9 protein-coding genes and 1 tRNA gene are annotated in these 13,623 nt (G+C 67.4%); 5 read left to right on the forward strand and 5 right to left on the reverse strand.

Translation table 11 applies throughout. The features are described 5' to 3' along the window. The first annotated feature begins 37 nt into the window (after nucleotides 1-37). The 4 genes from V5F75_RS08095 (at nucleotide 38) to V5F75_RS08110 (ending at nucleotide 7,333) form a co-directional block, all read left to right on the forward strand. Nucleotides 38-5,395 (forward strand): N-acetylmuramoyl-L-alanine amidase, encoded by a 5,358-nt coding sequence (locus V5F75_RS08095; RefSeq protein WP_509212161.1) that lies wholly within the window; start codon nucleotides 38-40, stop codon nucleotides 5,393-5,395. A 131-nt stretch (nucleotides 5,396-5,526) separates the two neighbouring features. Further along, nucleotides 5,527-5,727 carry an AP2 domain-containing protein gene (locus V5F75_RS08100; RefSeq protein WP_394034873.1) on the forward strand — a complete coding sequence of 67 codons (201 nt, stop codon included), beginning with the start codon at nucleotides 5,527-5,529 and terminating at the stop codon, nucleotides 5,725-5,727. Between the two features lie 607 nt (nucleotides 5,728-6,334). After that, the gene (locus V5F75_RS08105; protein ID WP_394034872.1) at nucleotides 6,335-6,607 is read left to right on the forward strand and encodes a hypothetical protein; all 273 of its coding nucleotides are present in this window, start codon (nucleotides 6,335-6,337) and stop codon (nucleotides 6,605-6,607) included. A 159-nt stretch (nucleotides 6,608-6,766) separates the two neighbouring features. Then, nucleotides 6,767-7,333 (forward strand): recombinase family protein, encoded by a 567-nt coding sequence (locus V5F75_RS08110; RefSeq protein WP_394034871.1) that lies wholly within the window; start codon nucleotides 6,767-6,769, stop codon nucleotides 7,331-7,333. Between the two features lie 357 nt (nucleotides 7,334-7,690). Here V5F75_RS08110 and V5F75_RS08115 read toward each other — a convergent pair. The 4 genes from V5F75_RS08115 to V5F75_RS08130 form a co-directional block, all read right to left on the reverse strand. Continuing rightward, nucleotides 7,691-7,766: transfer RNA gene (locus tag V5F75_RS08115), tRNA-Ala, on the reverse strand. A 64-nt stretch (nucleotides 7,767-7,830) separates the two neighbouring features. After that, nucleotides 7,831-11,079 carry an efflux RND transporter permease subunit gene (locus tag V5F75_RS08120; RefSeq protein ID WP_394034892.1) on the reverse strand — a complete coding sequence of 1,083 codons (3,249 nt, stop codon included), beginning with the start codon at nucleotides 11,077-11,079 and terminating at the stop codon, nucleotides 7,831-7,833. 17 nt (nucleotides 11,080-11,096) lie between these two features. After that, a complete protein-coding gene (locus V5F75_RS08125; protein ID WP_394034870.1) occupies nucleotides 11,097-12,182 on the reverse strand; it encodes an efflux RND transporter periplasmic adaptor subunit in 1,086 nt (361 codons plus the stop codon). Nucleotides 12,183-12,218: 36 nt separating this feature from the next. Next, nucleotides 12,219-12,422 carry a YgaP family membrane protein gene (locus tag V5F75_RS08130; protein WP_394034869.1) on the reverse strand — a complete coding sequence of 68 codons (204 nt, stop codon included), beginning with the start codon at nucleotides 12,420-12,422 and terminating at the stop codon, nucleotides 12,219-12,221. A gap of 104 nt (nucleotides 12,423-12,526) precedes the next feature. Between V5F75_RS08130 and V5F75_RS08135 the strand changes: the two genes are divergently transcribed. Then, nucleotides 12,527-12,820, forward strand: a complete 294-nt coding sequence (locus V5F75_RS08135) for an ArsR/SmtB family transcription factor (protein WP_393988942.1) — start codon at nucleotides 12,527-12,529, stop codon at nucleotides 12,818-12,820. A gap of 12 nt (nucleotides 12,821-12,832) precedes the next feature. On the opposite strand, the gene V5F75_RS08140 is transcribed toward V5F75_RS08135, so the two are convergent. Then, the gene (locus tag V5F75_RS08140) at nucleotides 12,833-13,567 is read right to left on the reverse strand and encodes a ZIP family metal transporter (protein WP_394034868.1); all 735 of its coding nucleotides are present in this window, start codon (nucleotides 13,565-13,567) and stop codon (nucleotides 12,833-12,835) included. Nucleotides 13,568-13,623: the final 56 nt, after the last annotated feature.

Raw genomic sequence — 13,623 nt, forward strand, 5'->3', positions numbered from 1 at the left:
GGGCATCGTCCTCCACTATACGGGGTCGAACAGCACCGTGGACGAGGCCGTGGCGTACGGGCTGAAGGACGACCCGGAGCGGGGAGGGGCATTCGGCTACCACTTCTACATCGGCCGGGATGGAGAAGTCGTCCAGGCGGCGCCGATGGAGAAGCGGACGAACCACGTCAAGGACCCCTCATCCACGCAACGCGTCCGAGGGGACCTCTCCAACGCCGACGCCATCGGGATTTCCCTTGTCGGGGACGGGGAGCATCCCACCCCCGCCCAGATCGAGAGTGCCCGGAAGCTCGGGCAGTCCCTGATGACCACGTACGGCATCAAGACCGACCACGTGTTCGGCCACGGGGAACTCCAGGTCGACCGGGCGGGCAACGAAGGAACGACCCTCGCGAGGATTCTCCGTGGGGGAGCCGGGCCGGTTGGCAACGGTGTCTCGCAGGACCCATCGGTTCCCAGCAACGTCGCTTCCAATCCCATCTCCACCCGTGCCTACAAGATGGCGCAGGAGGCGGGGATCAACCCCGACTTCGTCATCGCCATCCTTCAGCAGGAAAGCGGGTTCGACCCCAGCCTCCAGGCGAAGACGTCATCCGCCTTCGGCATCGGCCAGCTCCTGAAGGAGGAACGGGACAAGGCCGGCATCGGCGACAGCACCGACCCCGAGGCGCAGCTTCGGGCCACCATGCCCAAGATGAAGGACGCCTACGAGCGGGCCAAGGCGGCACTCGGCCGGGAACCCACGGCCGGCGAGATGTACGTGGTCTATTACCAGGGCGCCGGAGCCGGCCCCGCCATCCTGAAGGACCCGAAGGGCGCTCTCTACACGACCCTGGAGGCGACCGGGGGAGAGGGGCACGGACGGCGGGTGTTCAAGGCCAACCCCTGGCTCGCTGAGAACGGCATCCGAACCAACGAGGACCTGATCCGCTGGGCCGAGGGAAAGATGGCGAAGGCGGCCACGGCCGGCGGAGACGCCTACACCGGGACCCGGCGTCACGGCATCGATACCTCGGTACCGTACCCCCTCGCCGGAACGCCGGAGGCCGTCGCCCAACCGGACCCTCGCACGGTCGCGCCCTCTCCCGGATATTGGGCTATGACGGAAGCCGCTTGGAGCCAGTCGGCCACCGCCTATGTCTTCTCCTCCACGCCGATGTTCAAGGCGCAGGACGGCTACAGGCCCGACCCCGAGGTGCTCCGGCAGGCGCAGAAGGAGCTTCCCGAGAAGTTCCACGACAGGCTGGTCGGAGTCTCCCCCGAGCACACGGACTTCCTGATTGCCCAGGCGAAGGCGCAGGCCGAGGTAGAGCAGACCCTGGCAGCGGGTGGGTTGAGCGGGCGCTTCGTAGACTTCTTCGTGGGCATGGTAAACCCCGTGGACGCCGTAGTCGGCCTGATGTCCGCTGGCGTCGGAACCTGGGCCGGAGGCGCCTTGCGCCTTGGTCGCATCGGGACGCGGCTCGCCGGAGCGGCGGGTGGAGCGCTCGGGAATGTGGGCTCCACCGCCCTCTCCGACACCTTCGGGAAGGCCACCGAGGGATCGGACTACGCCTACGCGGCGGCTTTCGGCGCCGGCTTCGGCTTCATGCTGCCGGGCCGGATGCCCAACGACATCCGAAACGAGGCCGGGCACGCCCTCAACAAGGCCACGGCCCCCGGCTCCTGGGATCGCCCCGCCGCCCCTCACGGGACCCCCGAGGCCCTCCCGCCTTCCGCGCCTGCGGCACCGACCCACGCCTCTCCGCAGGAAGCCCCTGCGATGCCCTACGGGGGCGCTGGCGGCCTCTCCGCGCAGGCAACGGACCAACTCACTCTCCCGCCCTCGACGCACCCTGCCGCCGCTCTGGGGCAGGAGGACGTGTCCCGCACCGGGATCGAGAGCCTCCGCCCCGACATGGCAGGGCAGATCGGCAACTCCAAGAACCCGCTTGCCCGGCTCATGGGCGCCCTGTTCGGGTTCGATGTTGTGGGGCGGGTCGGGCCGGATGGGGAGAAGGTGGTCAATCCGCAGTCGGTCGGGCAGATGATGCAGGCCATCCAATCGGGGTGGAACAACCGCGTCTACGCCGTCACCTACCCCGCATTCAACGCATGGGCGAAGGAGAAGGGCTACACCCACTTCTGGCAACGCGCCCCTGGGCTGTCGCGGGAGTGGACGGAGTTTACGCAAGAGGTCTGGCGCTACCGGGCAGACCGCGCACCTGACCGTGACATGCGCTATTCCGAGCACGTCAAGCGCGTGGACGAGGCCCTGACCCGTGCCTACGACGCCCTCCTGGACGGCAACATCCGCCCCCGCGCCGACGTCGATCCCGAGAACCCTGGTCGTCCGCTCGGCGGGGACAGTGAGGGCGGCTTCGGCAGCGTCCCGAAGGACCCCCACTACAGCCCCCGTGCATGGCTTGTCGGAAAAATCCTTGGGGTGGACGGAAACGGCCTCAAGTTCCGGCAGTGGCTGGAGGGTGCCCTTCTGTCCAAGCATCCCGAGCTGGGCGACAAGGCCGGCACCATCGCCGAGGGCATGTTTCAGAAGATCGTGGACCGCTTCTATGGCCTCAACGATTACGACATGCTCACCAGGAACGGGGCCACCGCCGGGCAGCTCAAGGACGTCATGGAGGGCCTGGGCATCGCCAGAGCGGATATTGACGAGGTCCTGGCCCGCCTCTCGAAGGGGCAGAAGCCTGGTTTCACCCACTTCAAGCTCGACCTGGATGAAGGCTTCGAGCTGAACGGCCACCGCCTGGAGCACTTCGTAGAGACCGACGCCTTCAAGCTGTTCGACCGCTACAACAGGCAGGCGTCTTCCTGGATTGCGCTCGGCCGCCTCAAGGCCGTCGATAAGGACGGCAACAGCATCATCGACGGTATCAGGTCGGTGAACGAGTTCGAGCGGCTGGTCGTCGCCACGGTCAAGCGCGGCCGGGAGGCTGGGCAGTCCCCGAAGGAGATCGCAGCCGACACCAAGCTCCTCCGCGAGCAGTTCGACCGCATCCGTGGTGTGCCGAAGGATGGGCAGGGGTCGACCTTCGAGAAGCTTTTCGAGATCGCCAAGAACTACGCCACGATGATCTTCGGATCGTCCTTCGGCGTATCGGCGCTGTTCGACCTCGGGAGGCTCGCTGACATTGCCGGCATACGCGCTATGGCGCAGCACATGCCCGGCTTTCGGATGATGCTCGACAATGCTGGGAACCGCGAGTACGCCCGCGCCCTGACCCGTGACCTCGACGCCATGTTCGCCTTTGCCGACGACTGGAGGCCCCTCGGCATGGGGCAGGACTTCGGGGATGGCATTGACCGCCTTCCGGGCGACACGGACGGCTTCCTCGACCGCACGCTGGGGAGTTCCCGCATGGGCGCCGACGCGGTCCTGCGCCTCTCCGGGATGCAGGCGATCAACCGGCGCATCCGGGAGTCTGCCTCCGCCCTCATGGCGCAGCGCTTCTTCGACCTCATGCGCCGCACTTACGACGGCATGCACACCACCCCGCCGGAGCGCCTGCCGGACTGGACGCACACCGGGTGGCACGGCTCCCCCTTCAAGTTCGATAAGTTCTCCAAGTCCTGGATCAACTCCGGGGAGGGGACGCAGCACGAGGGGTGGGGGCTCTACTTCGGGGCGCATAAGAAGGTTGGGGAAAAATATCGGGAGGACTATCAGGCCCCCGGCATCACCATGAAGGACGGGTCCACCGTGGAACTGGACTACACGGGCCTGGACAATCCCGCCTATGTTCGTGAGTCCCTGGCAGGGGCTGTCAACATGCCGGCCGTGAACAAGAAACCTGTTCACCTGCGCGAACGCCTTCTCCAGGAAGTCGACAGGCTTCTGGAACTGGGCCGTGATCTTATGAATGGCCCTATGGAGAGCCTCGCGAAGAATGCGCGGGAACAAGCGCCGTTGCTGGAGCGCCTCAGGAAGCAGTTGGCGGACCTCAACCCCGATGACATCGCAAGCATCAAGAACAAGTCCCACCTCTATGAAGTAAAAATTACCACCCCGAAGGAGCATCTCCTGGACCTGGAGATGCCTCTTCACGCCCAGGCCCCCTACATCCAAGCGGCGGTGAAGAAGCTTCCGAAGGATGTTCAAGCCATTTTCGAGACCGTGGACTGGTACAAGGGTTTCGACGATGTATCCATTCTGAAAGCGTTGCGGTCCTGGGTGCAAAGAAAATCAGGCGGGGGGTTAACGGAGGGGGAAGAGGCGTTAGAGGTCTCCAAGATGCTTAACGATGTTGGCATCCGTGGAACAAAATACTTAAGCGGGAAGGGCGGAGGGCAACTCGACGTCCACTTCGGGGATTTCACGCAGAAGGAAATGGACGCAAGTGAATATTCACTATCTGGGGAGACCAAGCACCGGAACGACGACCCCGACATCGTCGCCCAGAAGGCCGCCTTCAAACAGGCGAACCCCGACCTGCACAACTACGTCCTCTTCAACGACACCGACGTGCGCATCTACCAGCGCGATGGCATCACCCTCCTGAAGCTTGCGGACGGCAAGGAGGTCCCGGTCTTCGACCTCTCCCGCCTGAAGCCCGCCGAACTGGACCGTATGAAGTGGTTCGGCCTTGACGAGGAGATGCTATCCCGCGTCCTCGCCCAGCTCCACCTCAATGCCCAATCGAAGACGGGGTTCATGGGGAAGGAGAAGATCATGGGCCTCAACCCCGCCGGCTGGACCGACCCCCAGGCCCGCGAAGCCTTCGCAGAGGCCATCCGGCGGGCCGCCTCCCGCGCCACGATGGAGCACGACCGCATCGGCGCCGGAACCCTCCTGGACCGTTCACCGACCTTCCGTGTCCTCATGCAGTTCCGGCGGTTCGCGCTGAATGCCTGGACCATGAACATCCAGCATGGGTGGCACATGAAGGATGGGGAAGCTTTCGCCGGGGCGCTCTACTCCCTCATGTTCTCCGGGATGCTCTACACCGCTCGCACGGGCATGGAGAGCCTCACGCAGAAGGACCCCGACGCCTACCTGAAGGAGCGCCTCCACCCCCGTAATCTCGCGGCGGCGACCTTCCAGCTTTCCGCCTACTCCTCGCTCATCCCCATGATCGCGGACACCGGCTTCGGCTTCCTGGGGGCCGAGCCCCTCTTCGGGTTCCGCAACTCTGGTCTCCCCTCCAGTGCCGCGCTGCCGCCCGTCGTCAGCGTCCTGGACGCCCTGCACAAGACGCTGGGAGCCATCCTCCACCCCCTCATGGATGGGCGCGAGCGGTCCCAGCAGGAATGGCGGCAGATGTTCGCGGCGATGCCGTTCCAGAACGCGGTTCCGTTCCGCGCCTCCCTGGGCTCCATGATCCGCAATGCCCCGCCGAAGCCGCCCAAGAACAGCGACTACAGCCTCGGCGACGCCCTGTTCGGCCCGATCAACTGACCCTTCCCGCCCGTCGTCTCCCTCTGAGGCCATGGAGAGCATGACGGCCACCTTCGCGCGGAGGGGCAGCGTCATGCCCAGCACCCGCGTGGGTGCCCGAAGCCGTCGCCGCAGGCGGCATCGAAGCCGCGTTGACCACGACCACCAGCCGCAAGGCGGTCAAGCGCCCGTTCCGGGGCGTGTCCTGGGATGCCCTCTATGGGTGTTGGACGGCCACCATTACGGTCGACGGCAAGCGCCTCTGGCTCGGCTCCTTCGACCAGCCGGAAGAGGCTGCAAGGGCCTATGAGGCGGCGGCCCTGCAATACCGGGGTGGCAGGGCACGGCAGTAGCCATGAGCCAGCCTTAACATCTGACATCGACCCGCGTTCGGTCCCCAGCGGGCCTTGCCCGCCCTGACCCCGATGCGGCGCCGCCGTTCTTCCCGCCCGCTCTCGTGCCATGTCACGCCTCTTCAGCCGCGCCTAAGCGGCGCCGAGGCGGGCATGACACCCCTGCCGGCCGAGCTTCCCGGTAAAATCCTGCCGGAAATTTCCGAAGCCCCCTCGATAGAATAAAGCCCGCGCGGCACCCCCCGTACCCCCTTCGCACCTGGGCAGGACACCGCCCGCGCGTTACGCGCCCGTTGTGCCGTATCCCGCGCGAAACGGAATGCCGCGCGGGGTGTGCCGTTTCGCGCGTGAACGGCAAGTCACGCCCGCACCCACGCAAGCACAGGCGTCCGCAGCGCATGTACATGCGCCCCATGCCTGCGTTATTCCGCTTCTGTCATAAGTTGTAGGTCAGCCAAAATCCGCATTGAACCTCAATCACTTCCGAGAAAATTCGATAAAATCTCAGAATTGTGATTGACAGTTTCAGTGAGGCGAATCAGGCTTTCTCACGTTCTGAGCGGCGATTGGCCCACGAACATTCCATCACAACATGCGGAGAACTGAGATGCCGGGTTACGAACTCTTTGAGGCTGCCAACAAAGCCCGTCAGGCGTGGCATGGGCAGCTCATCCGCCGCTACGGCCACATGGGACGCCTCGCCGTCCTCGGCACTCTGGAGGCCATGGGAGAGCCTGGGAGCCCTCTGCGGGAGGCTTGGGACGCGCTGAAGGCCGCTGAGGCCGCCTGGGGTGCTTGGTTCGATGGCGCCAGCCCCATCACCCGTGCCGCCGTCGAAGCCGCTGAGGCGATGCCCTGTGTGGCTGGCGAGGCTGCCTGAGGCGGGGAAGGGCGGGGGCGTCTCAGTGACGCCCTAAGCCCTGTGAGACGAGGCGTCCGAAACTCCGGAATGGACTCTATCGGACGCCCTCCACACCGTCTCGCAGGGGAGGTGTTCAGTGGGACCCGCCAAGGCGGGTAGTGGGACAGGGGAACGACGATGCTGGTGGGCTATGCGCGGGTGAGCACGGACGGGCAGGATGCGGGCTTCCAGAGCCAGCTTGATGATCTCAGGGAGGCCGGCTGCGACAAGCTCTTTCAGGAGCACGTCAGCGCCGTTGCCGCGTCCCGCCCGGAGCTGGAACGGGCCTTGGAGTTCCTGCGGGAGGGCGACACGCTGGTGGTGACCAAGCTGGACCGCCTCGCGCGATCCGTCACGCACCTGTGGCAAGTGGTGGAGGCCCTGGACGCCAAGGGCGTGGGGCTCGTCATCCTGAACCCGGGCGGGGAGAAGCTGAACACCGCGTCCGCCTCGGGCCGCCTCATGCTGTCCGTGTTCGGGGCCGTGGCCGCCTTCGAGCGGGAATTGCTCCTTGAGCGGCAACGGGCCGGCATTGCCAAGGCCAAGGCCGACGGCAAGTACCGGGGCAGGAAGCCCACGGCACGGGCCAAGGCGGAGGAGGTGCGGCGGCTGAAGGGTGAGGGCGTGAGCCCTACGGAGATTGCCGGGCGCCTCGGGATCGGCCGTGCGAGCGTTTACCGGGTGCTTCAGGGGGCGGAGGCGTAGCGGGAGGAGGCGGCGTGGGGGCAAGAAGCTGGGGCGGCCCACGGGGGGCGCCGACACGGAAGCCCGGATCAAGGAGCTTCGGGCGCAGGGCATGGCAATGCTGAAGGTGGCGAAGACGCTGGGGGTGGGTGTGTCGGCGGTGCAGCGGGTGGATGGGAGGGGCGGCGGAGGTTGAAAAGGGGTGCGTGTTTCCCGTTGAGAAAATCAGTTGCTACACGCGCAGGCGCCTTCGCCCATCTGTCCTTTTGCCCCAACGGCATCGGGTACGCAGTTGGGGTACCAAGTCGGGTACGCACCGACTTCGTCGTGTGCAGTAAGTGGCTGATTATAAATGGAAATTTTGATGCCGGATCGGGTTGGTGGAGCCGAGGGGAATCGAACCCCTGACCTCTGCAGTGCGATTGCAGCGCTCTCCCATCTGAGCTACGGCCCCGATCCATGGGAGGCGCCATTTACGAGGCGCCCCCCTTTCATGTCAAGCGGCGTGGGGCGGAATTTCAGGCGCCCTGTGGATGACGTTCCGCGTTGTCCACATCCCCGTTCTTTCGTGCCTCTCCCTCGCCCCGCAGCGCCACGTAGATGGCGGGGATCACCAGCACGGTCAGCGCGGTGGAGGACAGGAGGCCGAAGAACAGCGAGATGGCGAGCCCCTGGAAGATGGGATCGGTGAGGATCACCGCCGCGCCGATCATGGCCGCCAGCGCGGTCAGCAGGATCGGCTTGAAGCGGATGGCGCCGGCTTCCAGCAGCACCTCCTTCAGCGGCCGGCCAGGCGCGCGGGCATGGCGGATGAAGTCCACCAGCAGGATCGAGTTGCGCACGATGATGCCCGCGAGCGCGATGAAGCCGATCATGGACGGCGCCGAGAACGGCGCCCTGAACAGCCAGTGGCCGAACACGATGCCGATGAAGGTGAGCGGAATGGGCGTGAGAATCACCAGCGGCAGCTTGAACGAGCGGAACTGCGCCACCACCAGGATATAGATGCCCAGGATGGCGACCCCGAAGGCCGCGCCCATGTCGCGGAAGGTCACCCAGGTCACCTCCCATTCGCCGTCCCACAGCACGGTGGGGGCGCTTTCGTCCGCCGGCTGGCCGTGGAGCGCCACCACGGGCTTCGGCAGGCTGCCCCAGTCCATGGCGTCGAGCGCCTTGCCCACCGCGATCATGCCGTAGACGGGCGCCTCGTAGGCGCCGGCGAGGTCCGCCGTCACCATTTCCGCCGCGCGGCCGTTATGGCGGAAGATGGGATAGGAGGAGGGCTCGCGCGTCACGCTCACCACGTCGCCCAGCTCCAGCACCCCGCGCCCGCCGGGCACGGCATTGGCCGGCACGGGGGTGGAAAGGGTGCGGGCGTCCACCTGCCTGTCGGCCTTGGACAGCGCAAGGCGGATGGGGATGGGCGGGCGCCCCTCGCCGCGATGGGAATAGCCCACCGTGGCGCCGCCGTAGAAGGCGCGGATGGCGTCGTAAACGTCGGCCTGCTCGACCTTGTAGAATTCGAGATTGTCCTGGTCGATGGAGAGGCGCACCCGCTCGGCGGTGGTGCCGAAGCTGTCGTCCACGTCCACGATGAAGGGCACGCTCTCGAATGCCGCGCGCACCTTGCGCGCCACCGCGCGGCGGGTTTCCGGGTCCGGCCCGTAGATCTCGGCCAGCAGGGTGGCGAGCACCGGCGGTCCGGGCGGCGGCTCCACCACCTTCAGGGCGCTGCCGGGGGGCAGGGGGATGGCTTTGAGCCGCTGGCGGAGGTCCAGGGCGATGTCGTGGCTGGTGCGGTGGCGCTCGCCCTTGGGCGTCAGGTTCACCTGGATGTCGCCCTGGCGCGGCGCTGTGCGCAGGTTGTAGTGGCGCACCAGCCCGTTGAAGTTGAAGGGCGAAGCGGTGCCGGCATAGGTCTGGAACGAGACCACCTCCGGCACCGGGGCGAGCACGTCCACCATCTGCTGTAGCACGCGGTTGGTGTCCTCCACCGAGGCGCCCTGGGGCAGGTCCAGCACCACGTTCAGCTCGGTCTTGTTGTCGAACGGCAGCAGCTTCACCGTGACATGCTCGGTGTAGAAGCTGGAAAGTGAGGCGAGTGTGATCGCGCCCACCGCCAGCAGGAAGGTCCAGGCCCGTGCCCTGGTGCGCAGGATCGGCTCCGCCACCTTCACATAGAGCCGCCCCAGCCGGCCCCCGCCGGCCGCCTCATGGGCGTGCGCCACCACCGCCCTGGAGCTTGCCGCCTTCAGCATGAGCCAGGGGGTGAGCACCACCGCGACGAAGAAGGAGAACACCATGGCCGCCGAGGCATTGGCTGGAATGGGGCTCATGTAGGGGCCCATCATGCCCGACACGAACAGCATGGGCAGCAGCGCCGCCACCACCGTGAGCGTGGCCACGATGGTGGGATTGCCCACCTCCGCCACCGCCGCGATGGCGGCGTCCTCGCGCCGGCGCCCGTCCTTCATGGCCCAGTGGCGGGCGATGTTCTCGATGACGACGATGGCGTCGTCCACCAATATGCCGATGGAGAAGATGAGCGCGAACAGGCTCACCCGGTTCAGCGTGTAGCCCATGAGGCGCGAGGCGAACAGCGTGAGCAGGATGGTGGAGGGAATGACCACCGCCACCACCAGCGCCTCGCGCCAGCCGATGGCGACCCCCACCAGCACCACGATGGAGAGGGTGGCGAGGCCGAGGTGCAGCAGCAGCTCGTTGGCCTTCTCGTTGGCGCTCTCGCCGTAATTGCGGGTGATGGTCATCTCCACGTCCGAGGGGACCATCTGCCCGCTCAGCGCCTGGATGCGCTGGAGCACCTCGTCCGCGATGATCACCGCATTGGTGCCCGGCCGCTTTGCGATGGCCAGCGACACCGCCGGCACGCGCACCAGCGCGTCGCCGCCGCGGCGCACGTCGTAGACGCGGGTTTCCTCCGGTTCGGTGGCGAGCGTCACCTGCGCCACGTCGCGCACATAGACGGGGCGCCCGTCGCGCGCGGTGAGGAGCAGGTTGCCGATCTCGGCGGGGGTCTGCAGCGTCTGGCCCGCCACCAGCGTGCGCTGCTGGCCCTTCTCGCGCACCGTGCCGGCCTGGAAGGAGCGGTTGGCCCCCTCGATCTTGCCGGAAAGCTGCGCCAGCGTGATGCCGTAGAGCGAGAGCTTCTCCGGGTCGGGCGCGACGCGGATCTCCTCCGGCTGCTCGCCGACGATGTAGCTGAGGCCGATGTCCGGCAGCTTGGCGATCTCCACCTGCAGCTCGCGCGCGATGCGGGTGAGGCCGTTGGCGCTCCAGCGATCGGCGGCATCGGGCCTGGGTGTCAGCGTCACCACCAGGATGGCGACGTCGTCGATGGAGCGCCCGACGATCAGCGGCTCCGGGATGCCCACCGGCAGGCGGTCGAAATTGGCGCGCAGCTTCTCGTGCACGCGCAGGATGGCGGCATCGGGGTCGGTGCCCACCAGGAAGCGGGCGGTGACCAGCACGCCGTCGTCCGCCGTGTTGGAATAGACGTGCTCGACCCCGTCGATGCCCTTGACGATGGTTTCCAGCGGCTCGGTGACGAGCTTCACCGCATCCTCCGCCTTGAGCCCGTTGGCGGTGACATGGATGTCCACCATCGGCACGGAGATCTGCGGCTCCTCCTCGCGCGGGAGGGTGAGGAGGGCGATGAGGCCGAAGGCGAAGGCCGCCATCAGCAGCAGCGGCGTGAGGGGCGAGCGGATGAAGGTGCGGGTGAGGGTGCCGGCGATGCCGAGCTTCACGGGAGGGGGTGTTTCGCTCACGGCAGCACCACCTTGTCGCCGTCGGCAAGGCCGGTGAGGACCTCCACGCGCGGCTGGCCGTTCTCCGCGAAGCGCTCACCCAGCACCACGGCCACGTCGGAAGGTCCCCGTGGCGTCATGAGGCGCACATAGTCCACGCCGTGGCGGGTGGCCACCGCCTCCGGCGGCACCGCCAGCACCGGGCGGCGGCCGATCTCGATCCACACCAGGGTGCGCTCGTTGACGAAATAATCGCCGAGCCCGGCCACGTCCACGTCGGCCATCACCCGGCCGCCGGTAATCTCGGGATAGACCTTCACAATGCGGCCCTCCCGCGCGGTGGCGAGGTCGCCGGCCTTCTCTGGCGAGAGGCCACGCGCGCCGATGCGCACCCGCCCACCCTCGCGGATATCCGCCGCGTGGCGCTCGGGCAGGGAGAGGCGCAGGTAATATTGCCCGGAGGCGATGCGGGCGATCTCATCGCCCGCCAGCACCACCGAGCCGGGGGTGACGGGCACGGTGAGCACGCGTCCGTCAGCGGGCGCCAGCACCGCCCCCTCGCGCTCGCGCTGCAGCACCACAGCGCGGTCGGCCTCGGCGGCGGCGACCTGGTTGGCGGCGACGTCGAACTGGGTCCTGGCGGTGTCCACGCGGCTCTGGCTGGCGAACCCCTTGGCCAGCAATTGCTGGGCGCGATCGAGCTCGGTGCGGGCGTTCTCGAGCTGGGAGTTCAGCTCCTTGATCTTGGCGTCCGCCGCGTTGAGGGTGAGGGTGAGCTTGTCGTCCACCACCAGGGCGACTTCGTCCCCCTTCTTCACTTCGCTGCCCTCGGAGACTTTCACCTCCCGCACGGTGCCGCCGAGGCGCGCGCGGGCGGGCACCACGGTGCGGCTCTCCACCTCGCCGAACACCGCCTTCATCTCGGCGATGTCCTGGCGATGCACGGGGAAGGGCGCCTTTTCCTGGGGCCCGGCGGAAACGCGGGGCGCCGGCGGGACGCCGGCGGGTGCGGGCTGGGCGGTCGCGGGCGCCGTGGCTCCGGCGAGCACGGCACAGCCGAGCGCGGCGGCGAGCGCGGCCGCGCGAAGAAGGGCAGGGGACATGGTGTTCCGTTCCGGGCGGCCGTGCCGCCCCCGAGATCAGGAGAAGGCGCAGCCGGCCTTGAGGCCGAGCTTCTTGAAGATCATGGCCGCCGGGCAGAAGCCCGTGACGGACGCCTGCATGAGGTTCACGCCCACGAAGGCGGTGAGCCACAGCCAGTAGGGCGAGACGAAGATGCCGAGGGCCAGCGATAAAAGCACCATGAACCCGGCAAACATCATGACGGCGCGATCGACCGACATTATTCTGGCTCCCGATTGCGCGCGGGGCGGTGCGTCGCCTCGCATCGTTCAGGTTGCATATAACATTCAAAGATTATAAATTCAAGATCATGAATATATCGGAGATGATCCCGGCCTCGGAGAAGGCGGCGGAGCTGATGCGCTCCCTGTCTCATCCCCAGCGCCTCCTGGTGCTGTGCGCGCTCGGGGCCGAGGAAAAATCGGTGGCGCAGCTGCGCGAGGAGCTGGGCATCGAGCAGGTGCCCATGTCTCAGCAGCTCATGCGCCTGCGGGCGGATGGCCTCGTCGCCGCCCGACGCGAGGGCACCAGCGTGTTCTACCGCATCGCCCGCCCGGAGGTGATCCAGGTGGTGGAGGCGCTGCACGACGCCTTCTGCGGTAAGGCGATGGGGTGCTGAGCCCCGCGCCTCTCACCCGCCCAGCGCGTTGAGCAGCAGCACGGCGAGGAAGCCGAGGAAGAAGGCGCCCGCGGAATAGCTGTTGTCCCGCGTGCCCTCGTGGGCTTCGGCCAGCAGCTCCTCCGCCACCAGGTAGAGCAGCGCGGCCGTGGCGAAGGCGAGGATGCCGGTCTGCATCACGGCCGGGAGGGCGGAGAAGGCCGCCGCGCCGATCAGCGCGCCCACCGGCACCAGCAGCGCCAGGCCGGACATCCTCGCCATGGCGCGTCCGCCGCCGCCGAGGGTGACCACCGTGGCGAGGCCGAGGAAGAACACTTCCAGCGAGAGCGCCGCGACCACCACCAGCCCGCTCTCCGGCACCGCCGCGAGGGTGACCGCGCACAGAAGGCCATCAATGAGGAGATCGACGCCCACCGTCACCATCAGGCCGGTGCTGCCGCGCCCCGCCGTCGCGCCCTCCGCTTCTTCATCGTCCATCTCCTCGCCCACCGCGGCGCGGATGGCAAGCATGGCGCCGCCGCCGAGGAGAAAGCCGATGGCCATGCCCAGCGGCGGGGCCGCGCCGAGCTCCGGCAGCAGCTCGGCGCCCACCGCGGCCAGCACCACGCCGGCCGTGAAATGCTGCACGGAGCTGCGCGTGTGGCGCCCCGGCCGCCACACCGTGCCCAGGAGGGCGCCCAGCACCGCCAGCACGGCGGGAATGAGGGTGGGCCAGACGAGGTTCAGCGCTTGAGGTATGGCAGACATGGCGGCGGCTCCGGAAAGCTGCCGCACGTTACCGGAATGCCGGCGTCCGCCGTGTG

The organism is Xanthobacter albus, from assembly GCF_043194895.2.
GTDB lineage: Bacteria > Pseudomonadota > Alphaproteobacteria > Rhizobiales > Xanthobacteraceae > Xanthobacter.

Coding starts and splice junctions, on each gene's coding strand:
- V5F75_RS08105 (WP_394034872.1), top strand. CDS start 6,335: ATGCCGGGTTACGAACTCTTTGAGGCTGCCAACAAAGCCCGTCAGGCG.
- V5F75_RS08110 (WP_394034871.1), top strand. CDS start 6,767: ATGCTGGTGGGCTATGCGCGGGTGAGCACGGACGGGCAGGATGCGGGC.
- V5F75_RS08125 (WP_394034870.1), bottom strand. CDS start 12,182: ATGTCCCCTGCCCTTCTTCGCGCGGCCGCGCTCGCCGCCGCGCTCGGC.
- V5F75_RS08130 (WP_394034869.1), bottom strand. CDS start 12,422: ATGTCGGTCGATCGCGCCGTCATGATGTTTGCCGGGTTCATGGTGCTT.
- V5F75_RS08135 (WP_393988942.1), top strand. CDS start 12,527: ATGATCCCGGCCTCGGAGAAGGCGGCGGAGCTGATGCGCTCCCTGTCT.
- V5F75_RS08140 (WP_394034868.1), bottom strand. CDS start 13,567: ATGTCTGCCATACCTCAAGCGCTGAACCTCGTCTGGCCCACCCTCATT.